Here is a 21,987-nt window from a genome sequence, read left to right on the forward strand (position 1 = left end):
TACTCACAAATTTTACCTTAGCCTGAACACACACCAGTGAAAGTGCTGTCCAGTCTATCTTTCTATCACATACCCAAATTTTTAAAGAACGATTCTGAAAAAGTTCAGAAATCAATATTCGATACGAATATTCATTTCTAAGCTTTGACAGTAGAAGGTGGTGGAGCCAAGCGGGATCGAACCGCTGACCTCCTGCGTGCAAGGCAGGCGCTCTCCCAGCTGAGCTATGGCCCCGTATTGCTACAGGCTGCACCACATGTAATTGGTGGGTCTGGGCAGATTCGAACTGCCGACCTCACCCTTATCAGGGGTGCGCTCTAACCAACTGAGCTACAGACCCAATCGTCTTCTTCAATGAATCAAGCAATTCGTGTGGGAGCTCATAAGACAGCTGATGTCTGTCGATTAAGGAGGTGATCCAGCCGCAGGTTCCCCTACGGCTACCTTGTTACGACTTCACCCCAGTCATGAATCACACCGTGGTAACCGTCCTCCCGAAGGTTAGACTAGCTACTTCTGGTGCAACCCACTCCCATGGTGTGACGGGCGGTGTGTACAAGGCCCGGGAACGTATTCACCGCGACATTCTGATTCGCGATTACTAGCGATTCCGACTTCACGCAGTCGAGTTGCAGACTGCGATCCGGACTACGATCGGTTTTGTGAGATTAGCTCCACCTCGCGGCTTGGCAACCCTCTGTACCGACCATTGTAGCACGTGTGTAGCCCAGGCCGTAAGGGCCATGATGACTTGACGTCATCCCCACCTTCCTCCGGTTTGTCACCGGCAGTCTCCTTAGAGTGCCCACCATAACGTGCTGGTAACTAAGGACAAGGGTTGCGCTCGTTACGGGACTTAACCCAACATCTCACGACACGAGCTGACGACAGCCATGCAGCACCTGTGTCAGAGTTCCCGAAGGCACCAATCCATCTCTGGAAAGTTCTCTGCATGTCAAGGCCTGGTAAGGTTCTTCGCGTTGCTTCGAATTAAACCACATGCTCCACCGCTTGTGCGGGCCCCCGTCAATTCATTTGAGTTTTAACCTTGCGGCCGTACTCCCCAGGCGGTCAACTTAATGCGTTAGCTGCGCCACTAAAATCTCAAGGATTCCAACGGCTAGTTGACATCGTTTACGGCGTGGACTACCAGGGTATCTAATCCTGTTTGCTCCCCACGCTTTCGCACCTCAGTGTCAGTATGAGCCCAGGTGGTCGCCTTCGCCACTGGTGTTCCTTCCTATATCTACGCATTTCACCGCTACACAGGAAATTCCACCACCCTCTGCCCTACTCTAGCTCGCCAGTTTTGGATGCAGTTCCCAGGTTGAGCCCGGGGATTTCACATCCAACTTAACGAACCACCTACGCGCGCTTTACGCCCAGTAATTCCGATTAACGCTTGCACCCTCTGTATTACCGCGGCTGCTGGCACAGAGTTAGCCGGTGCTTATTCTGTCGGTAACGTCAAAATACTCACGTATTAGGTAAGTACCCTTCCTCCCAACCTAAAGTGCTTTACAATCCGAAGACCTTCTTCACACACGCGGCATGGCTGGATCAGGCTTTCGCCCATTGTCCAATATTCCCCACTGCTGCCTCCCGTAGGAGTCTGGACCGTGTCTCAGTTCCAGTGTGACTGATCATCCTCTCAGACCAGTTACGGATCGTCGCCTTGGTGAGCCATTACCTCACCAACTAGCTAATCCGACCTAGGCTCATCTGATAGCGCAAGGCCCGAAGGTCCCCTGCTTTCTCCCGTAGGACGTATGCGGTATTAGCGTTCCTTTCGAAACGTTGTCCCCCACTACCAGGCAGATTCCTAGGTATTACTCACCCGTCCGCCGCTGAATCGAAGAGCAAGCTCTTCTCATCCGCTCGACTTGCATGTGTTAGGCCTGCCGCCAGCGTTCAATCTGAGCCATGATCAAACTCTTCAGTTCAATACTGCTTGGGTTTTGAGAAAACCCTAAACTTGGCTCAGCAATCTCAAATGACTTACTTTCAAATCTTTCGATTTTCGTGTAGCCACTTGTGATGCTGATAATCTTTTTGACTATCAGTCTGAGCTCACAAGCACCCACACGAATTGCTTGATTCAGTTGTTAAAGAGCGGTTGGTTAAGAGCTTTTCGCCTCAACCGAGGCGCGCATTCTACGCTTTCCTCAGAGCCTGTCAAGCGTTTATTTTGAAGTTTTTCAGAATTTCTCTTTCAACTTCAACCACTTGACTCGCTGCGATCTCTCGTCAGCGGGAGGCGAATTCTACAGCGTTTCAAACCGCTGTCAACTGCCTTTTTCACCGCTGCCGATCTTTCGATCGAAGCACCTCCGGATGACCCTGGAACCGCTAACTCTTTGAAACTCAAGGAGTTTTCAGTTCCGACTGTGCCGGAAGTGGGGCGAATTATAGAGAGATCTGCGGGGGCGTCAAGGACTTATTTCAACTTTGTTTCAGCGGGGGCGTTTTGGCTATAAGCCACAAGCTTCAAGCTGCAAGTAAAAGCGGCAGCACCGCGCTCAACTTGAAGCTTGAAGCTTGTAGCTTGAAGCTTGAAGCTACCATCCTTTAAAGCAACTATTCAAAGCCGCGTTGATCTGTAGATAAGGCACCCTACAAGATGAGCCACCGCCATGAGTGAAGCGCAAAGCGGCAAGACCCCGGGCCTGTCTGCAGACGAAGAGCAGGAAGTCAGCCACAACCAGCCGCCCCGCGCGGCGGTGCTACACGAGATCATTCGTTATCAGGGTGACCAGGAACTGGAGCGCACCATTGCCGCACTGTTCTGGTCGGCGCTGGCTGCCGGCCTGACCATGGGCCTGTCACTGATGGCCATGGGGCTGTTCTATTCGCGCCTGCCGCAAGGCGACAGCAGCCAGGTGATTGCCAGCCTCGGCTACTCGGCCGGGTTTCTCGCGGTGATCCTCGCCCGCCAGCAACTGTTTACTGAAAACACCCTGACGGCGGTGTTGCCGGTAATGACCGAACCGACCGTGCGCAACTTCGGCCGCTTGCTGCGGTTATGGTCGGTGGTGCTGGTCGGTAACCTGGCCGGCACCATCCTGGTGTCTTACGTGATGCTCAACCTGCCGATCTTCGACAGCAAGACCGACGTCGCCTTTCTCGACGTTGGCCGCAAGGTGATGGAGAACGACCTGAACCAGATGTTCGCCAAGGGCATCATCTCGGGCTGGATGATCGCCACCATGGTGTGGATGATCCCGTCGATGGAGACTGCCAAGGTATGGATCATCCTGATGATCACCTACCTGATGGCCCTGGGTGATTTCACCCATATTGTTGTAGGCTCGGTGGAAGTTTCCTACCTGGTCTGGGCCGGAGAGGTAAGCTGGGCGGCCTTCTGGCTGGACTTCGCAGCACCGACGCTGATCGGCAACATCATTGGCGGCAGCTTTATATTCGCCCTGATCAGCCACGCCCAGGTGCGCAGCGATAGCGGCAAGCCACCCTCCGCCCTGCCCCGCCGTGAGCAGCACAAACAACCGTCGGCAGACAAGGAGCCCTAGGGCTCGCGCGCCGCCAGCGCCCGCTCACCGCCCTTGCGTAATTCCCGTTGTGGCTTGGGCTGCCACCAGGCCGGCCCGCTGTGTGGCTGCTCGATACTGACCCGCTCGCCGATCTGCGGCGTGCTCAAAGGTACCTGCGCCGCGTTGGCCAGGGCCAGGATACGGTCGAAGGGTTCATGCCAGCTGTGGGTGGAGAGGTCGAAGGTGCTGTTATGAATCGGCAGCAGCCAGCGCCCGCGCAGGTCGAGGTGCGCCTGCAGGCTTTGCTCGGGCTGCATGTGTACATCAGGCCAATTGACGTTGTAGGCGCCGGTTTCGATCAGGGTCAGGTCGAAGGGACCGTACTGCCTGCCGATTTCCTTGAAGCCGTCGAAATAGCCGGTATCGCCACTGAAGAACACTTTCAGCTGATCATCGATCATCACCCAGGAGGCCCACAGGGTGCTGTTGCTGTCGAACAGGCCGCGGCCAGAAAAATGCTGCGCCGGGGTGGCGACAAATCGCACACCTTCGACGCTGGTTTCCTGCCACCAATCCAGCTGCCTGACCTTGGCCGCCGGTACGCCCCAGCCGATCAGAATATCGCCCACCCCCAAAGGCGCAATAAAGTGCTCGGCGCTAACGGCCAGTTGGCGTATGGCCTGCTCGTCGAGGTGGTCAAAGTGGTCATGGGAGAGGATCACCGCGGTCAACGGCGGCAACTCCTCGAGTTTCAGCGGTGGCGGGTGAAAGCGCAGGGGCCCGGCCCATTGCACCGGCGAGGCGCGCTCGGCGAACACCGGGTCGGTAATGAAGAAGCGCTCGCGCAGTTTCAGCAGTACCGTGGAATGCCCCAGGCGCCAGACGCTGTGGTCCGGGGCCTCGAGCAACTGCTGGCGGCTCAGTGGCTGCACCGCGATGCTGACACTGGGGCGGGTATCGGCGGGCTTTTTCAGGAACAGGTACTTGAGGCCGATACGCAGTTTTTTCATCACCCCGTCCTGGGGCAACTGCGCCTGGTTGCGATAGCGCCCATCCTGGCGTTGCGCCGGTTCACCGGCCTGGGGAGTCAGTGGGGCCATGAGCAGAAACACTCCAAGGATGAAGGTAAGTTTCATGGTACCCCACAGTGATTGCATCAACCGTGAAATGGCTTGTAAGGCCATTTTTCAACAGCCTGCGATTGTTCAACAATATTGACAGCATTTATGCGATAAACGGCGCCCCGGAACAGACCAGCATCCATGATGGAAAAGAAAAACGGCAAAGGACTTTCATTTGTAAAGCGGATCTACCTGCCGCGCATCATCGGCCTGGGGATCGGCATGCTCAGCGTTATGGCCGGGATTTCCAGCCTGCCGGTGCCCGCCTGGGTATGGGGCCTGCTGCTGTTCAACGGCCTGGTGTGGCCGCACCTGGCTTATCAGATTGCCTTGCGCGCCAAGGTTCCGTATCACGCCGAGTACCGCAACCTGCAACTGGACTCGCTGATGGGCGGGTTCTGGACCGCCACCCTGCAGTTCAATCCCCTGCCCAGCGTGACCATCCTGGCGATGATGGCCATGAACAACTTCGCTGCCGGTGGCCAGCGCCTATTCATCAAGGGCCTGCTGATCCAGGGCCTGGGCATGCTGCTGTCGATAGCCCTGTTCGGCCCCGGGCTGCAATTGCATGCCAGCACCCTGCAGGTCTATGCCTGCCTGCCGATGCTGACCCTGTATCCCATGGCCGTTGGCTGGGTCTGCTACCGCCTGGCGATGAAGCTGTCTGAGCACAAGCGCCGGCTAAGCGCCCTGAGCCGTACCGACAGCCTCACCGGCCTGCTCAATCACGGCTCATGGAAGGACCTGCTGCAGCTCAAGTTCCAGATCTGCCAGCAGCAAGGCCGCGAGGCGGTGATCGCGATCATCGATATTGACCATTTCAAGGCCATCAACGACACCTACGGCCATGTGGTCGGCGATTGCGTCCTGCACCAGTTGAGCAACGAGCTCAAACGCACCCTGCGCGAAGATGACCTGGCCGGACGCTACGGCGGTGACGAGTTCTGCGTGATTCTGCCGGATACCCACATGGAACACGCCAGTCAGGCCATGGAACGCCTGCGCGAGCGGGTTGGCAGCTACCGCAACCCGCAACTGCCGGAGCTGCGCATCAGCCTCAGTATCGGCCTGGCCAGTTGCAGCGCGGCCCTGTCCGACCCTGAAGCCTGGCTCAACGAGGCCGACAAAGCCCTGTACTGCGCGAAGAAAGCCGGGCGTAACCAGGTCAATTTCGCCCATTCGGACCTCAGCGCGCTGAAGCTGGCCTATCCTGACTGAACGTTCGTCCTTGCGGTACGGCCGCAGGGATGCTGCTTCATTAAGGAACAGCTCGCGTATGGACAGGATTGCCGATGTTCCGCCAGCCAGCCAGCGCCCCAGCCTGCAGACGCGCAAGCTTATTGCCGCGATTGCCGCGTTGTTCGCCCTGGCCTGCCTGATCGCCCTGGGGGCATTGTTCAACATCGCCACCACGCTCAATGCCAACGAGCGGGAGAAAAGCAGTTTCTACGCCCATAAAGCCCTGGACCAGCGCCTGGAGTCGTCGCGCCAGTTTCTCTCCAGCTACGCGGTATGGAACGCCGCTTACGAGCACCTCAATGCCAGCCCCGACCTGCATTGGGCCTATGACGAGAAGAACGTCGGCGATTCGCTGTACACCGCCAGCGGCTACGAAGGGGTGTTCGTCGTCGATGACCAAACCACCAAATACGCCCTGTTCAAAGGCCAGTTGAGCAAGGCGCCGGCGAGCACCTATATAGAGAACCCGTTGGGCCCGATTATCGCCAAGGCGCGCAAAGTTGCAGCCGAGCGCCAGCAGATCACCGAGCATGTGTTATTCAACGGCTGGCCCGCCGTGCTGGTTGCCGCCGCCATTCGCCCGGACGACGAGGTGCTGAGCATCGACCCGCAAACCACCTCGGTCATGCTCTTCGTCGATCAGCTGACCCCGGAAAAACTCACCCGCCTGGGCACCGGTGTCGGCCTTGCCGGCATGCACATCGAAAAAGCCAACGCGCCGCTGGCGGACCAGCCCAGCCTGATGCTCGGCGACACCGGCTACCGGCTCGACTGGATCACCCCGCGCCCTGGCGACCAACTGCTCTGGGCCGTGTTGCCGCCGCTGCTTGGCGCCATGCTGGTGCTGGGCCTGCTGATGGTGTACTTCTTCCGCTATGCCCTGCGCACTTCACGGCAAATCGATGCCAACCTGCGCCGCCTGCAAGCCAGCAACCTGGCGTTGGAAGCCAGCGAGCAACGCTTTCGCGCCGTGGCCGAGGCGGCCTCGGACTGGATCTGGGAAACCGACCGCCATCACCGCCTCAGCTACCTGTCCCAGCGCTTCGTCGCCGTGACCGGTTTTCAGAGTGAAGACTGGCTGGGCCAGCCGCTCAATCAATTGCTCAGTTGCGAGACCACGCCGCTGATCCAGTGGCTCGACAACCAGGCCGATTCCGACTCGCAGCAGGTCGCCAACCTGCGCTGCGCCTACCGCGACCATACCGGCCAGGTGCGCTTCTGCCGGGTCTCGGCGCGCTCGATCGTGTTCGATGGCAAGCTGGTCGGCTATCGCGGCACCGCCAGCGACATTACCGATGAGGTGGCGGCCCATGCGCGCATCCAGCACCTGTCGATGCACGACGCGCTGACGGGCCTGGCCAACCGCAACAAGCTCTCACGCTTTCTTGATCAGGCATTGCTCAAGGGCCAGGACGCCACTCCATTGACCTTGCTGTTGCTTGACCTGGACAGCTTCAAGCCGATCAACGATTCCCTCGGCCACGCTGCCGGCGACGCCGTGCTGCTTGAGGTAGCCGCGCGCCTGCGCGAATCGACCCGCGACGGCGACCTGGTGGCGCGGCTGGGTGGCGACGAGTTCGTGCTGGTGATGAACGGCATGGACAGCCGCAACGAAATCGACCGCTTTTGCGCGCGCTTGATCGACAGCCTGCACCAGCCGATCTACTTCGAAGAACAGGCCCTGCACATCGGCGCCAGCCTCGGTGTGGCGCAAACGCGCCTGCAGGGCTTCGATGCCGGCGAGCTGATCCGCTGCGCCGACATCGCCCTGTACCAGGCCAAGGCCGAGGGCAAGAACACCTGGCGTTACTTCTCGCCAGAGATGAACGAGCAGATCCAGTACCGCCGTCAATTGGAAAACGACTTGCGCAAGGCGCTGAAAAACAACGAGTTCATCCTTCACTACCAGCCCCGCTACCGCCTCGAGACCCTCGAGATCGTCTCGGTCGAGGCCTTGGTGCGCTGGCAGCATCCAGTCGAGGGTCTATTAGGCCCGGACACCTTCATCCCCTTGGCCGAGCAGACCGACCTGATCGTGCCCCTGGGCCGCTGGGTGCTGCGCGAAGCCTGCGAAACCGCGCGCAACTGGCCGGCCGGCCTGCTGGTTTCGGTCAACCTTTCGCCTGCGCAGTTCTCGCGCAGCGACGTGGTCAGGGATGTTCACCAGATTCTGGTCGAGACCGGCTTCCCAGCCCAGCGCCTGGAACTGGAGATCACCGAGAACGTGATGCTCAACGATATCGAAGGTGCGCTGGGCACCATGAACGCGCTCAAGGAACTGGGCGTGCGCCTGAACATGGATGACTTCGGCACCGGTTACTCGTCGCTGGGCTACCTGCGTACCTACCCGTTCGACAGCATCAAGATCGACAAGCGCTTCATCGCCGGGCTCAGCAGCGATGGCAACGACCGCGCCGTGGTGCAGGCGATCATCAACCTGGGCAAGGCCATGGGCCTGACCGTGACCGCCGAAGGGGTGGAGACCGAGCAGCAACTCAAGGCCCTGGGCAAGGAGCAATGCCACGAGGTGCAGGGCTACTACCTGAGCAAACCGATCGACAAACTGGCTTTCGAGGCGCTGCTGCAATCTGCCGACAACAACCGCGCCAGCGTCTCCTAGGCCGCAGGTAACCCCAACCGCGCCCGCACCAGCTTGAGCAGGTTCGGCCCGACCTGGTCGAAGCCCTTGTTCTGCGCAACGATCTGTACCCCCTCAAGCAGCAGCGTCAGTTCGAACGCTGCCTGCTGCGGTTCGACCATCCCTGCCTCTTTGCACAAGCGCACCAGGCGCGCCGCCTGACGACGCTTGTGCGCCTCGATCAACTCGCGTGCCGGGCTGTCACACACCGGCAACTCCGCCAGGGTGTTGGTATAGGCGCAGCCACGGTGCGAAGACAGCAGCGGTTCCTGGACCAGGAATTCGGCAAATCCGAGGATCTGTCGCGTCGGCTGGCCGTTGAACTGTTCGGCCAGGCGCGCCCATAGCTCATCGTATTCGGCCATCAACAGACGCAACCACTCCACTACCAGCACGTCCTTGGATTCAAAATGCCGGTACACGGTCATCTTGGTGGTTTCTGCCTTGGCAGCAATGGCATCGACGGTGACACGGCTGATGCCCTCGTTGAAAAACAGCTCGTGGGCGGCATCCAGGACCCGCTCGCGCGGGGGCAAGCGGGCGATTCGTTGCGAACGCATGGGCAGACTCCGGTTGACGACGATACTAATCAGTATCACTCTATACTCTCGAGTATCGCTCGATACCCATCGGTATTTTATCGTCAATTGCCCCGGGAGTGCGCAATGAAGGTGAGTGAATATGTGCAATTCGATGCCATTGGCCTGGCCGAGCTGATTGCTCGAAGGCAAGTCAGTGCCGTTGAAGTGCAGGCTGCGGCGCAGCAAGCCATCGCCAACGTCGAACCCCGGCTCAATGCGCTGGCTGAACATTGGCAGGACGAACCTCTGCCAAGCGCTGCTGAAGGTCCGTTGTATGGCGTGCCGTTTCTGATCAAGGACCTGGCGATCAGCATGCAGGGCCGTGCTCATGAGTTCGGCAGCCGCCTGGCCCAGGGCACCGGCAGCAGTGCCGACTCGTTCCTGATGCAGCGGTTTCGCCGCGCAGGATTGCTCACCCTGGGGCGCACTACCGTCCCGGAACTGGCGATCAGCACCACCACCGAATCGCGCCTGTGCGGCCCGACCCGCAACCCCTGGGACCTGAACCGCAGCGCCGGTGGCTCCAGCGGCGGTTCGGCAGCAGCGGTAGCCAGCGCCATGGTGCCGGTGGCCCATGCCACCGATGGCGGCGGTTCGATCCGGGTGCCGGCTGCAGCCTGCGGCTTGTTTGGCTTGAAGCCCAGCCGCGGGTTGATTTCCATGGGGCCGTTCCTGGACGAGGCCTGGAACGGCCTGGCGGTACAGGGGGTGCTCAGCCGTTCGGTGCGTGACAGCGCCCTGCTGCTCGATTGCATGGCCGGGGCAGAACCCGGTGACCCGTTCCAGGTGGCGCCAGCACAGGGCAGTTACCTGAGTGCGCTCAAGCAAGCGCCTGGGCCGTTGAAAATTGCCGTGCAGTTGCATCCGCTCAATGGCCAGCGCAGCGATCCGCTGATGCTCGAGGCGCTACAGGGCCTGGTCCGCACCCTTGAAGGTCTTGGCCACCGGTGCGAGCAGGTAGACCTGGACATCGGCCTGTCGTGGGATGCTTTTGTCGAGATGAACGCGCGCTTCTGGGCCAGCAATACCGCAGCCTGGCTCGACGCATTGAGTGCCCAGACGGGTCGCCCGCTCGATGCTGACTGGCTTGAACCGGCAACCTTGGCGCTTAACCGTTACGGCCAGGCGCTGCCGGCTACCGACCTGCTGGCGGCGATGGACCAGCGCAATCAGGTCAGCCGGCAACTGGGCGGGTTCTTCAAGCGTTTTGACCTGTTGCTGAGCCCGACCCTGAGCCAGTTGCCGCCGGTGATCGGCGCCTACAACGCCGGCCAGGAACAGCTCGACGGGTTGGGCTGGATGCACCGGGTGTTCAACCACTCGCCTTTCACCGCCCTGGCCAACATCGGCGGTACGCCGTCGATGTCGCTGCCGCTGTATCAGGATCCGGCCAGCGGCTTGCCGGTGGGTATGCAGTTTACCGCCGGGGCTGCGGGGGAGCGCCTGCTGCTGAGCCTGGCCGGGCAACTGGAGCAGGTGTTGCCCTGGCGCGGGCGCACCCCGCCGGTCTGGGCGGCGCATAGTTGAAAAGCACCGCCGGCAACGCCGGCGATGTGGCCGCTCAGGCCCGCAGCCGTCGCTGCGCGGCGATCTCCGGCAAATCCTTGCGGCGCAGGTAAACCCGCAGCGGCTCGGTCACATTCAACCGTTCATCGACGTTCTGCGCCAGAAGAATCTCGATCAAGGCTCGGCTCAAGGTCATGACCTCGGCCTCGGCGGCCTGCCAGACGAATTCGTTGCTCGGGGTGATGCTGTCGTCAGCCACGTCCATGCCGAACGAGTCTTCACTGAAACGCACGATGTGCTTGCCAAGCTTGCGATGAAAGCCGACAAAGCCCTTGAGCTGGTCAGCAGCGGCGCAGATGTCCTGGGATGTGATGTGCATGTCAAACCTCACTTGAAAAAGGGGATTGGCACGCTGGGCGATAGGGGTTGCGCTCTGGCGGGCAACTCGGGGATCAAGGTTAATGGAAATTCATCGCATTCGGTAAAGGATTTTTTTACCCAAGCGGCAGTTGCTCGCTAGACTTATCTTTCTCAACGCCTTCCAGTAGTCAGCGAACGTGGATGATTCATGAGCACCGCCGTCACTTCCGATATCGCCACGATCAGCCGAATCAACGCAGTACCGGCCATCCTGCAGGTGATCTGCGAGACCACCGGCTTGCGTTTCGCCGCCGTCGCCCGGGTCACCGACAGCAGCTGGACGGCCTGCGCGGTGCTCGACTCGCTGGGCTTTGGCCTGGAGGTCGGCGGCGAACTCGACCTGATCACCACCCTGTGTCACGAGATCCGCGCCAGCCACCAGACCATCGTGATCGACAAGGCCAGCGAAGACGAGCTGTACTGCAACCACCACACCCCGCGTATCTACAAGTTCGAAAGCTATATTTCGGTGCCGGTGTTTCGCACCGACGGCAGCTTCTTCGGCACCATCTGCGCCCTCGACCCATTGCCGGCCAATCTCAAGGGCAGCGCCATCCAGCCGATGATGGAGTCTTTCGCCCGCCTGCTGTCGATCCAGATCGAAAGCGAAGAGAACGCCCAGCAAACCGAACAGGCCCTGGAAGAAGAACGCGCCATCGCCGACTTGCGTGAACAGTTCATCGCAGTGCTCGGCCACGACCTGCGCAATCCGCTGTTCGCCATCACCGCCGGTGCCGAACTGCTCAGCCAGCGCCTGCAAGACGAAAAAAGCCGCGCCATCGCCCAGCACATCCTGACCTGTGGCCGGCGCGCCAACCAGCTGGTCCGCGATGTCCTGGATTTTGCCCGTGGCCGCCTGGGCAACGGCATCATGATCAACGTCCAACCCTGCCCGGATCTGGCCGACGCCCTCAGCCACGTGGCTTCGGAGCTGCAACGGGTGCATCCGCAGCGCTTGATTCGGCTGAACATCGGCGATCTCGGCGACATCCAATGCGACCGTGAACGGGTCACCCAACTGCTGTCCAACCTGATTGCCAACGCCCTCACCCACGGCGCCGCCGACAGCCCGGTAAATGTCATGGCCGATATCCGCGAGCGGGTGTTCGTCCTCGGTGTGCACAACCTCGGTGAACCGATTGCACCCCAGGTGATGGCGCAGTTGTTCCAGCCCTTTTCACGGCCACGCGATGATGCGCCGCAACCCGGCCTGGGCCTGGGCCTGTATATCGCCAACCAGATTGCCCTGGCCCACGGCGGGCGCATGGAGGTGGTGTCGAGCGCCGAAGCCGGTACGCTGTTTACCTTTCGCTTGCCGCTTGATCGAGTGGTGCCTGAAGCAACTGCGCCAGCCAGTCCATGAATGCCCGCACCCGTTGCTGCTGTTGACGGTGATGCCCCCCGGCATTGCCTCGTACCGCGTGGCACCGTCCTGTTGATATTCGAAGCCAGGGCCGCGGGCGCCCAGTTGCTTGGCGATGGCGGCGGCTGGATTACCGGCCAGCGTCTGGAAGTCTCCGGCGGCATGTTTCTTTAAGCGCTCAGCGCTGCACTTGGTCCTCGCGCACCTGCACACTGGCGGTCATGCCGGCGCTGAGGTTGACCCCTTCAGGCACCTGATCAAGCTTGATCCGCACCGGAATGCGCTGGGCCAGGCGCACCCAGTTGAAGGTCGGTTCTACTTCGGCGAGCAACTGGCTGTCGGGGTTGGCGTTGCGGTCGGTGATGCCGCGGCTGATGCTCTCGACATGCCCCTGCATCGGCTCGCCAGCGCTCATCAGCCAGACCTTGACCGGGTCACCGACGCGGATGCGTGGCAGCTTGGTCTCTTCGAAGTAGGCCTGGACGTAGAAGGTCGAGTCGTCCACCAGGGCCATCACCGACTGCCCGGCATTGACGTAGTTGCCTTCGGCCAGGCGCAGGTTGGTGATATGCCCGCTGCGCGGCGCCTTGACCTGGCTGCGCGCCAGGTTGATGGCCGCGACCTTGACCTCGGCCAACGCTTCGCGCAATTCGCCACGGGCAACGGCGGCGTTGATCTGGGCATTTTCGCGCAGTTCGGCGCTGATCGCCTGAGGGCCAAGGGCAGCACGGCGCGAGGCTTCATGCTCACGCAGGCGCAGTTGCTGCTGGCGGGTTTCGGCCACGGCATTGGCCTTGTCCAGGGCCGCTTCGAAACGATCACGGTCGATCGACATGAGCAACTCGCCGGCCTTGACCTGCTGGTTGTCACGCACCTTCAGCTCACGCACCCAGCCAGACACGTCCGGGGCAATGATCACCACGTCGGCGCGAATCTTCGCATCACGGGTCCAGGGCGTGAGCATGTAGTACTGCCAGAGCTTCCAGCCGGCAAAAATCGCCACCGCCACCAGGCACAGGGTTACTGCGATACGTACAGCAGCACGCATGGTCACACTCCTTATAACGGCCCCAGCACGTGGGTCACCAGGGTCAGAATACAAACGAACAGCGCGCAGTCGAACAACGCCTCATGCCAGACCCAGCGCCCCAACGGCGTGTAGCGCAACAACAGGCGCAACACCCCGGTCAGCAGCAAGGCCAACAACACATACAGCAGAAACGGACTGAGCAACACACCGCCCAGCGCCCATTCACGCAAGCCCATGGATTTCCTCCTGTCGACGGCACCACTTGCCCCAGCTCTTCTGCAATTGCAGCACAGCACCGATGGCCAGGCGCAGCGGGTCACTCGAAGGCACGCTCTGCAGTGCGTCGATGAACTGCTCGCTGGCCGCATCCAGGCGCTGGCCACGCCCCGGGGCCGGGCCGCTGGCCAATACTGATTCAAGTTGTTGCAGGTACTGGCGCTCGGCGGCGGCCACCGGCGCCTGGGCGACTGCCAGGCACATGCGCAGGTGCAGTAGCTCGTCGCCGATATCCAGGCCGTGCAGGCCATCGTCCCAACGCCCGCGCTCCTGTTCGGGCAAGGCGCCGTAGTGCCGGGCCAGTTGCAACAGGCGATCGGCCATGCGTCCACCAAACCAGCTGTCGGCGCCGCGCAGGTCGCGGCGGGTCAGGCGCACCAGGTCGCTTTGGGTGGCAGCGCGCAGGCGCTTGCCATGCCAGGCCGGGTTGCGCAGCACCAGCAACTTGAACGCCAGCACCGCGGCGCCGACCCCCATGAGCATGGCCTGGGCGCTGTTGAAGAAGTTGGCGACATCGAAACTCATGACATTGAGCGGCGCCACCAGCACGATAAAGTGCAGGCAATAAGAAGTAGCGGTGGCGCCAATACGCGGATTGGCCATGCCCAGGGCGCCAAAGAACAGCGGCACGCCCATGGCCAGGCAGAGCATGGCAAAACCGCTGAGCTCCGGCAGGAGGATCTGCCCGACCACGAACGCCACCGGTATCGCCAACAGTATCCCGCGCAAAAAACTCATGCCGATCTGCGCGCCATTCTCGCGGCTGGCGAACAAGCTGCAGACCACGCAGGTCAGCACCAGGCCACCGGGGGCAGCCTGCCAGGCAGTGGCCAACCAGAAGCTGGCCATGGCCAGGAACGCCAGGGCGCTGCGCGAGCCGAACAGCAGCGCCAGCGATACATCGCGGTGAACCGCCAGGCTGTCGGGTACATCGACGGCCGGCTTGCCCTCCTCTACCCCACGCAGGGCCAGGGTCGCGGCCATGGCGTTGTCCAGCAGCAAGGTCAGGCGCGCCAGGCAGTAATGCTCGGCGGAGCTGATTTGCTCATCGTGGGCTGCATCCCAGACGCGCTGGCGCAACAGCAACAGGCTGGCCTGGTCGGGGCTGGCCAGCAGCGCCTGAACCTCTTCCAGCCACGGCGCCAGGTGCTGCGCCTGCTGTTCATCCAGTTGCCGCCATTGCCGGCGCACCGAACGGGAAATGCGCAGCAGCACCAGCAGTTTCTGGCTCAGCCCGCGAATCGCCCGGGCGCGCTGACGGCCGAGGCTGCCTTCGAACCAGGCATGTTCACGCTGGGAATCCACCGCCACGATGCGCCCGAGAATCTCCAGCAGGCCCTTGCGCCCCTGTTCTTCACCACTCAAGGCGGCGCTGGCGGCCTGCAGCCCGCTTTGCCAGGCCTGGCGCGCCTGCCCGCTCAGCTGTTGCTCGACGCGCATCGGCCAGAGCAAGGCGCTGGTGGCCGTGGCGCAGACAATCCCCAGGCAGATTTCGGTACAGCGCGCCACCGCCTGGTCGAACACCAGCAGCGGATGGTTGATGGCCGGCAAAGCGATGATTGCCACGGTGTAACCGGCCAGCACGAACGAATAAGCCCAGGCACTGCGCAGCAAGGTCGAGCAGGCGGTGCACAGCGCCAGCCACAAGGCCAGGGCGAAGAGGAACAGCCACGGGGTCTGGGCGAAGGCGCCAATGAACAGCACCGACATGACCGTGCCGACCAGGGTGCCGAGCAGACGTGCCAGGCCCTTCTGCACCACCATCCCCGACAGCGGCTGGGCAACGATAAACGCGGTCATCAGTGCCCAGGCCGGCTGCTCAAGCCCCCAGCGCAGCGCCAGCCACAGGGCCAGGCCGCCACCAAGCAGGGTTTTGAGGGCAAATTGCACAGCGATTTTGTTTGGCGCCAGCAGGGCCTGCAACGTGATGGGCACGGGACGCACCTTGAACGACGGTGTAGTAAAGATAGTCAGGATGAAGCGAGAAGTTCAGGGCTTAATTATTAGCTAGCTAACTATTAATAGTCCAGAGGAGCTGAAAGGTTTTTTCACCAGACAAAAAAATGGGCGACCGAAGTCGCCCTAAATGCCTTGCGTGCTCGTGACTGGAAAGGATCAGCGCTCTTTGCGCTTGTTCGAGTCTTTCCAGATGAATATTCCGAATCCGACGAAGAACATCAGCATCAGACCGACCGTAATCACTCCAGCGATAACCACATTATCGAAGAACATGTCGGCCTCCATTCGCCTGAACCTGTCCGATGGGCTTAAGGTAGCGAATGGCTCGGGGGAGGAAATTGACCGAGGTCAATAGCGCCCGGAACCGGGCGCGCAAGGCGGGTGCAGGCTTGACCTGCATCAAGTTTTCAACGCTTCTTGGGTTTGCCCTTGGGCTTTTTCTTCTTGGCCTTGCCCAGCGGCATGGCCTGCTCGAACGCCTGACGAACTTCGTTCAGACGCTTTTCATTGAGGTCGTGGACCCGGCGTGCACGTTCGGCACCGAGGTCGATCAGGTTGTTTTCTTGGCTCATGGCGGGCTCGGAAAGCTGACTGCAGAGCTGCAATCATGAAGGCTGCAGCCGGCGCTGACCAGTGGCGCTTGTATCTTCAGACTTCGATGTCCACCAGCAGCCCCTGGCGCGGCTGCTCACCCATCAAGGGTGCTACCGGCACGGTGTTGTCGGCGTTGACTTCATCGCCGGGCAACGCCTGGTACAGCTCTTCGTCCTGGCTCGACGGGCGTCGGCGCTGCTGGCGGCGCTGCTCTTCGCGCAAGAGGATCGCGGCCTGCTCCGGGTCACGCTGCTTGAGGTCAATGGTACTGTCGCTGGAGCTCGGTTGCGCCGGGACCACGGGCTTGATGTCTGGCGTCGGCTTTACCGGGTCCAGTTGTTGTGTCACGGGTGCAGCACTGAGCGGGATGAGGGGCGGCAGCATGGGATGATCTCCTGTCGCCAGTGTGTCGGCTGATGGCCACGGGCCTTGAGCCAGTGCCGGCAAAATGTGCGGGGCGCTTCACAGTTGCCGGCTACTGTTCTTCGTCCTCGTCCGTCGGGGCGGGCTGGGCTTCGCTCCACGGCCGTTTGAGCACTTTGTTCCAGACGTCGTTCACGTGATCGCGCAACACTTGTGGTGCATCCTTGAGCGACGGGCTGTCTTCGCGCTCACCGCCATATGGCTGCTCGCCCTCGATAGCGATCAGCGACTGGCCATTGATAGCATAGCTGGCCTGGCCCTCACGCAACTCGACACGCAGTTCATGGGGGTCGACGCCGCCGCCACAAAAGGCGTGGCTGGCGACCGTCAGCTCGGCCAAGCCGTTGTTGTCGAGGTCACTGACGCCGCTGACGTCGGTATAAAAGCCGACATCCAGGTCGAGCCCGGAGCAGGTGGTCTCGTTCTCGATCTTCCAGCGCGGCTTGAAGCTGTCATCGCCCTGGCGCTCATACAGCGTTGCCGTGAGCACCACGCGATCGACGTCCTGATCGGTCTCTTCATCGCTGACCTGGTCGTCATTGCGGCTGAGCACCAGCAAACCTTCGCCCTCGCGGTCGTGGTAATGCACGCTCTGCAGCGGCGATTGCACGCCCAGGGCCTCGAGTTGCGCAGCGGGAATCGGCGCCAGAATTTCGAAACCTTTGTTGTCACAGGCAGCCAGCAGAAGCACGCCCGCCACGGCCAGCGTTCGGATGAACCACGGGTTGGAGATCGGCATGGCTGTATCGGGCCCTCAATGGCGACAGCGGTTTTCGTCGATGAAGTTGCTAGACTCTTTGGTCTGCACAGAGCTATCCGTTAAGATAGTCGGCTTTTTCATGGCGGGAGTCAGGCAGTATGGCGCAGCAGTATCAACCGGGGCAACGCTGGATCAGCGACAGCGAAGCCGAGCTAGGTCTGGGGACCGTTCTGGCACAGGACGGCCGCTTGTTGACCGTGCTCTACCCGGCCACTGGCGACACCCGCCAGTACTCCCTGCGCAATGCGCCCCTGACCCGGGTGCGCTTCTCGCCTGGCGACCAGATCACCCATTTCGAAGGGTGGAAGCTGACCGTGCGCGAGGTCGAGGATGTCGACGGCCTGCTGGTCTATCATGGCCTGGACGCGCAGAACCAGGCGCGCACCCTGCCGGAAACCCAGCTGTCGAACTTCATCCAGTTCCGCCTGGCCAGTGACCGCCTGTTCGCCGGGCAGATCGACCCGCTGCCGTGGTTCTCGTTGCGCTACAACACCCTCGAGCACACCAGCCGTCAGTTGCAGTCGTCGCTCTGGGGCCTGGGCGGCACCCGCGCGCAACCGATTGCCCACCAGTTGCATATCGCCCGTGAAGTGGCCGACCGTATCGCCCCGCGGGTTCTGCTGGCCGACGAAGTAGGCCTGGGCAAGACCATCGAAGCCGGCCTGGTGATCCATCGCCAGTTGCTCTCGGGCCGCGCCAGCCGTGTGCTGATCCTGGTCCCGGAGAACCTGCAGCACCAGTGGCTGGTGGAAATGCGCCGGCGCTTCAACCTGCAGGTTGCGCTGTTCGATGCCGAGCGCTTTATCGAAAGCGACGCCAGCAACCCCTTCGAAGATGCCCAACTGGCGCTGGTTGCCCTGGAATGGCTGACTGAAGACGAAAAGGCCCAGGACGCGCTGTTTGCCGCCGGCTGGGACCTGCTGGTGGTCGACGAGGCGCACCACCTGGTCTGGCATGAAGACCAGGTCAGCCCCGAGTACGCCCTGGTCGAGCAACTGGCCGAGGTCATCCCCGGCGTGCTGCTGCTCACCGCGACCCCGGAGCAACTGGGCCAGGACAGCCACTTCGCGCGCCTGCGCCTGCTCGACCCGAACCGTTTCCACGACCTGGCCGCGTTCCGCGCCGAAAGCGAGCACTATCGCCCGGTAGCCGAAGCGGTCCAGGAGCTGCTTGACGAAGGCCGCCTGTCGCCCAAGGCCCACGCCACCATCGAGGGTTTCCTCGGTGCCGAAGGCGAAGCCCTGCTGGCTGCGGTCAACGATGGCGATACCCAGGCCAGCGCCCGCCTGATTCGCGAGTTGCTTGACCGCCACGGCACCGGCCGCGTGCTGTTCCGTAACACCCGCGCGGCGGTCCAGGGTTTCCCTGAGCGCAACCTGCACCCCTACCCGCTGCCCAACCCCGACCAGTACATGGAGCTGCCGCTGGGCGAGCACGCCGAGCTGTACCCTGAGGTTGCTTTCCAGTCCCAGAGCGAAGGCAGTGAAGAAGAGCGCTGGTGGCGCTTCGACCCTCGGGTCGACTGGCTGATCGACACCCTGAAGATGCTCAAGCGGGTCAAGGTCCTGGTGATCTGCGCCCACGCCGAAACCGCCATGGACCTGGAAGACGCCCTGCGCGTGCGTTCCGGTATCCCTGCGACGGTGTTCCATGAAGGCATGAGCATTCTTGAGCGCGACCGCGCTGCGGCCTACTTCGCCGACGAAGAATTCGGCGCCCAGGTGCTGATCTGCTCGGAAATCGGCAGTGAAGGCCGCAACTTCCAGTTCGCCCACCACCTGGTGCTGTTCGACCTGCCAGCCCACCCGGACTTGCTCGAGCAGCGTATCGGCCGCCTGGACCGCATCGGCCAGAAGCACACCATCGAGCTGCACGTGCCGCACCTGCAGAACAGCCCGCAAGAGCGCCTGTTCCAGTGGTACAACCAGGCCCTGAACGCTTTCCTCAACACCTGCCCGACCGGCAACGCCCTGCAGCACCAGTTTGGCCCGCGCCTGCTGCCGCTGCTCGAAAGCGGCGATGACGATGAGTGGCAAGCGCTGGTCGACGAGGCCCGTGCCGAACGCGAGCGCCTCGAAGCCGAGCTGCACAGTGGTCGCGACCGTTTGCTGGAGCTCAACTCCGGTGGCGCCGGTGAAGGCCAGGAGCTGGTCGAGGCGATCCTTGAGCAGGATGACCAGTTCGCCCTGCCGATCTACATGGAAACCCTGTTCGACGCGTTTGGCATCGACAGTGAAGACCACTCGGAAAACGCCCTGATCCTCAAGCCGAGCGAAAAAATGCTCGACGCCAGCTTCCCGCTGGGCGACGACGAAGGCGTGACCATCACCTACGACCGCAACCAGGCGCTGTCACGTGAAGACATGCAGTTCATCACCTGGGAGCACCCGATGGTCCAGGGCGGCATGGACCTGGTGCTGTCCGGTTCGATGGGCAACACTTCGGTGGCGCTGATCAAGAACAAGGTGCTCAAGCCCGGCACCGTGCTGCTGGAGCTGCTGTACGTCAGTGAAGTGGTGGCTCCGCGCGCCCTGCAGCTGGGCCGGTACTTGCCGCCGGCCGCGCTGCGCTGCCTGCTCGACGCCAACGGCAACGACCTGGCTTCGCGGGTGTCCTTCGAGACCCTCAACGACCAGCTCGAAAGCGTGCCCAAGGCCAGCGCCAACAAGTTCATCCAGGCCCAGCGCGACGTGCTGGCGCCGCGGATCAACGACGGCGAAGCCAAGATCATGCCGCGCCATGCCGAACGTGTCGCCCAAGCCCAACGCCGGCTGGCGGCGCAAACCGATGAAGAGCTGGCGCGCCTGATCGCCCTGCAAGCGGTCAACCCGACCGTTCGCGACAGCGAAATCGACGCCCTGCGCAAGCAGCGTGAACAAGGCCTGGCGATGCTTGATAAAGCGGCGCTGCGCCTGGAAGCGATTCGGGTGCTGGTCGCCGGATAATTTGCATCGGTTCAATCGCGGGTCAAGTCGAGTCGTCGCACCGCCGCTCCCACAGAGATATTGGTGATTCTGTGGGAGCGGCGGTGCGACGACTCGACTTGACCCGCGATGCTTTTTCAAGCCACCACAGGCTTGGCGGCCATCATTTCGCTGTCAGCCACCATCCCCTCGCGCATCCTCTGCGCATCCCGGCTGAAGCACCGCGAGGCCAGCAGCAGAAACACCAGCGTCAACATCAACGCCACCGGTATCAGGTACATCGCCCCGTGCAGGCCTTCAGCCTTGAATGCCTCGCTCATCTGCACCGCCCCCGCTGCCTGCATAGCCGCCACGGCAAAATGGTCCGAAAGCGCCCCCACCACCACCGGCCCCAGGCCGCCACCGAGCAGGTAAAGCCCGGCAAAGAACAGCGCCATGGCCGTGGCCCGCAGACGCGGCTGCACCACATCCTGAATCGCGGTGTAGACACAGGTATAGAAGTTGTAGGCAAACAACCAGCCGACACCGAACACCGCCACGAACACGCCGATCTCGATCCGCCCGGCATGCAGTGCCCAGGCGGTGGCCAGGGTGGCGATCAGCATGCTCAGGGCACCGAACAACAAGCGCCCGTTGGCAAAGCGCTGGTGTACCTTGTCGGCAATCCAGCCGCCAAGGGTCAGGCCAACCAGCCCGGTCAGGCCGACAATGACCCCGGTGGCCACCGCGGCCTGCTGCAGCGAGAGCAAAAAGTAACGCTGCAGCATCGGCACCATGAACGAGTTGCAGGCGTAGGTGGCGAAGTTGAAGGTAAGGCCCGCAAGCACCAGCCAGCAGAAGGTCGGCACACTCAGAACCCGGCGCAACGGCCGGTCCACGGGCGCCTGGGAGATCGCCACCGACTCCGCCGCGCCGCGCGCCGGTTCGCGGATCATGAACATGAACAGCGCCAGCAACAACCCGGGCACTGCGGCGATAAAGAACGGCGCCCGCCAGCTGTCAAAGGCCTGCACCATCGCACCGATGGTGAAGAACGCCAGCAACAGGCCCAACGGCAGGCCGAGCATGAAAATGCCCATGGCCCGCGCGCGTTTTTCGGCGGGGAACAGGTCGCCGATCAGTGAGTTGGCGGCTGGCGCATAGCTGGCCTCACCGATGCCTACGCCCATGCGCACCAGCAAAAAGCTCCAGAAGCTGCCGACCATGCCATTGACCGCTGTCAACCCGCTCCAGGCCATCAGCCCCCACCCCATCAGTTTGCTGCGTGAACCGTTATCGGCCAGGCGCCCCAGCGGCAGGCCGGCAATCGCATAGACCAGGGTGAAGGCGGTACCGATCAAGCCGATCTGAAAGTCGCTCAGGTGCCATTCCAGGCGGATCGGCTCGATGATGATGGCGGGAATGGTGCGGTCGAAGAAGTTGAACAGGTTGGCCAGAAACAGCAGGAACAGGATTCGCCAGGCGTTGGCCGCTTGAGTGGAGCTCTGCATCGATCAGTCCCTCGTTATTATTGTTCGGGGCTTTCCAGCACGCCGAACTGAATCTAGAGGGCACTTGCCGATCTGTCTGCCACCATTGACCGGACTGATACCGGGTAATTGTAACCATTCGCGGTTTTAGAACCCGGCGCTATTGGTTCAATGACCAAATCGTAGGAATCAATAT

General features: G+C 61.7%; 17 protein-coding genes, 2 tRNA genes, 1 rRNA gene and 1 pseudogene. 7 read left to right on the plus strand and 14 right to left on the minus strand.

Annotated elements, in window-relative coordinates:
- Nucleotides 1-158 precede the first annotated feature (158 nt).
- From LOY37_RS20740 to LOY37_RS20750, 3 genes are all read right to left on the minus strand, one after another.
- A tRNA-Ala gene (locus LOY37_RS20740) sits at nt 159-234 on the minus strand.
- 29 nt (nt 235-263) lie between these two features.
- Nucleotides 264-340 (minus strand) — tRNA-Ile (locus LOY37_RS20745).
- Between the two features lie 66 nt (nt 341-406).
- A 16S ribosomal RNA gene (locus LOY37_RS20750) occupies nt 407-1,943 on the minus strand.
- A gap of 690 nt (nt 1,944-2,633) precedes the next feature.
- Between LOY37_RS20750 and LOY37_RS20755 the strand changes: the two genes are divergently transcribed.
- On the plus strand, nt 2,634-3,527 hold the full coding sequence (locus LOY37_RS20755; RefSeq protein ID WP_093380241.1) for a formate/nitrite transporter family protein: 894 nt from the start codon (nt 2,634-2,636) through the stop codon (nt 3,525-3,527).
- On the opposite strand, the gene LOY37_RS20760 is transcribed toward LOY37_RS20755, so the two are convergent.
- Nucleotides 3,524-4,624 (minus strand): MBL fold metallo-hydrolase, encoded by a 1,101-nt coding sequence (locus tag LOY37_RS20760; RefSeq protein ID WP_045197868.1) that lies wholly within the window; start codon nt 4,622-4,624, stop codon nt 3,524-3,526. The two genes, LOY37_RS20755 and LOY37_RS20760, sit on opposite strands and share 4 nt — an antisense overlap.
- 129 nt (nt 4,625-4,753) lie before the next feature.
- On the opposite strand from LOY37_RS20760, the gene LOY37_RS20765 reads away from it, so the two are divergent.
- Together LOY37_RS20765 and LOY37_RS20770 are read left to right on the plus strand one after the other, a co-directional pair.
- Nucleotides 4,754-5,827: a diguanylate cyclase gene (locus tag LOY37_RS20765; RefSeq protein ID WP_258717217.1), complete on the plus strand. Its 1,074-nt coding sequence runs from the start codon at nt 4,754-4,756 to the stop codon at nt 5,825-5,827.
- Between the two features lie 58 nt (nt 5,828-5,885).
- A complete protein-coding gene (locus tag LOY37_RS20770) occupies nt 5,886-8,468 on the plus strand; it encodes an EAL domain-containing protein (RefSeq protein ID WP_258715628.1) in 2,583 nt (860 codons plus the stop codon).
- Here the strand turns inward: LOY37_RS20770 and LOY37_RS20775 are convergent.
- Entirely contained in the window at nt 8,465-9,046 is a 582-nt protein-coding gene (locus LOY37_RS20775; RefSeq protein ID WP_093380232.1) for a TetR/AcrR family transcriptional regulator, read from the minus strand. The genes LOY37_RS20770 and LOY37_RS20775 overlap by 4 nt on opposite strands.
- Nucleotides 9,047-9,151: 105 nt before the next feature.
- Here LOY37_RS20775 and LOY37_RS20780 point away from each other — a divergent pair, with 105 nt between their 5' ends.
- Entirely contained in the window at nt 9,152-10,594 is a 1,443-nt protein-coding gene (locus LOY37_RS20780) for an amidase (protein WP_258715629.1), read from the plus strand.
- A gap of 34 nt (nt 10,595-10,628) precedes the next feature.
- Here the strand turns inward: LOY37_RS20780 and LOY37_RS20785 are convergent, their stop codons facing one another.
- Nucleotides 10,629-10,952: a DUF2025 family protein gene (locus LOY37_RS20785; RefSeq protein ID WP_045197857.1), complete on the minus strand. Its 324-nt coding sequence runs from the start codon at nt 10,950-10,952 to the stop codon at nt 10,629-10,631.
- Nucleotides 10,953-11,141: 189 nt separating this feature from the next.
- Between LOY37_RS20785 and LOY37_RS20790 the strand changes: the two genes are divergently transcribed.
- Both LOY37_RS20790 and LOY37_RS27420 read left to right on the plus strand, forming a co-directional pair.
- A complete protein-coding gene (locus LOY37_RS20790; RefSeq protein WP_045197854.1) occupies nt 11,142-12,356 on the plus strand; it encodes an ATP-binding protein in 1,215 nt (404 codons plus the stop codon).
- Nucleotides 12,357-12,446: 90 nt separating this feature from the next.
- A pseudogene (locus LOY37_RS27420) lies at nt 12,447-12,530 on the plus strand (short-chain dehydrogenase); the annotation flags it as partial.
- 4 nt (nt 12,531-12,534) lie between these two features.
- Here LOY37_RS27420 and LOY37_RS20800 read toward each other — a convergent pair.
- The 7 genes from LOY37_RS20800 to LOY37_RS20825 form a co-directional block, all read right to left on the minus strand.
- On the minus strand, nt 12,535-13,404 hold the full coding sequence (locus tag LOY37_RS20800) for an HlyD family secretion protein (protein ID WP_093380221.1): 870 nt from the start codon (nt 13,402-13,404) through the stop codon (nt 12,535-12,537).
- Nucleotides 13,405-13,415: 11 nt separating this feature from the next.
- Nucleotides 13,416-13,622, minus strand: a complete 207-nt coding sequence (locus LOY37_RS20805; RefSeq protein ID WP_045197848.1) for a DUF1656 domain-containing protein — start codon at nt 13,620-13,622, stop codon at nt 13,416-13,418.
- Entirely contained in the window at nt 13,609-15,597 is a 1,989-nt protein-coding gene (locus LOY37_RS20810; protein WP_258715631.1) for an FUSC family protein, read from the minus strand. The genes LOY37_RS20805 and LOY37_RS20810 overlap by 14 nt, the downstream gene beginning before the upstream one ends.
- Before the next feature lie 180 nt (nt 15,598-15,777).
- Nucleotides 15,778-15,894: a cytochrome c oxidase subunit CcoM gene (gene ccoM / locus LOY37_RS27425; protein ID WP_010221102.1), complete on the minus strand. Its 117-nt coding sequence runs from the start codon at nt 15,892-15,894 to the stop codon at nt 15,778-15,780.
- 134 nt (nt 15,895-16,028) lie between these two features.
- The gene (locus tag LOY37_RS20815) at nt 16,029-16,193 is read right to left on the minus strand and encodes a hypothetical protein (protein ID WP_093380215.1); all 165 of its coding nucleotides are present in this window, start codon (nt 16,191-16,193) and stop codon (nt 16,029-16,031) included.
- A gap of 76 nt (nt 16,194-16,269) precedes the next feature.
- On the minus strand, nt 16,270-16,599 hold the full coding sequence (locus tag LOY37_RS20820) for a hypothetical protein (RefSeq protein WP_045197844.1): 330 nt from the start codon (nt 16,597-16,599) through the stop codon (nt 16,270-16,272).
- Nucleotides 16,600-16,690: 91 nt separating this feature from the next.
- The gene (locus LOY37_RS20825; protein ID WP_195884853.1) at nt 16,691-17,377 is read right to left on the minus strand and encodes a M949_RS01915 family surface polysaccharide biosynthesis protein; all 687 of its coding nucleotides are present in this window, start codon (nt 17,375-17,377) and stop codon (nt 16,691-16,693) included.
- A gap of 119 nt (nt 17,378-17,496) precedes the next feature.
- Between LOY37_RS20825 and rapA the strand changes: the two genes are divergently transcribed.
- Nucleotides 17,497-20,343 (plus strand): RNA polymerase-associated protein RapA, encoded by a 2,847-nt coding sequence (gene rapA / locus LOY37_RS20830; protein WP_258715632.1) that lies wholly within the window; start codon nt 17,497-17,499, stop codon nt 20,341-20,343.
- 116 nt (nt 20,344-20,459) lie between these two features.
- On the opposite strand, the gene LOY37_RS20835 is transcribed toward rapA, so the two are convergent.
- Nucleotides 20,460-21,812 (minus strand): MFS transporter, encoded by a 1,353-nt coding sequence (locus tag LOY37_RS20835; protein ID WP_093380206.1) that lies wholly within the window; start codon nt 21,810-21,812, stop codon nt 20,460-20,462.
- Nucleotides 21,813-21,987 lie beyond the last annotated feature (175 nt).

This window comes from Pseudomonas sp. B21-012 (genome assembly GCF_024749305.1).
In the GTDB taxonomy this organism is placed as follows: domain Bacteria; phylum Pseudomonadota; class Gammaproteobacteria; order Pseudomonadales; family Pseudomonadaceae; genus Aquipseudomonas.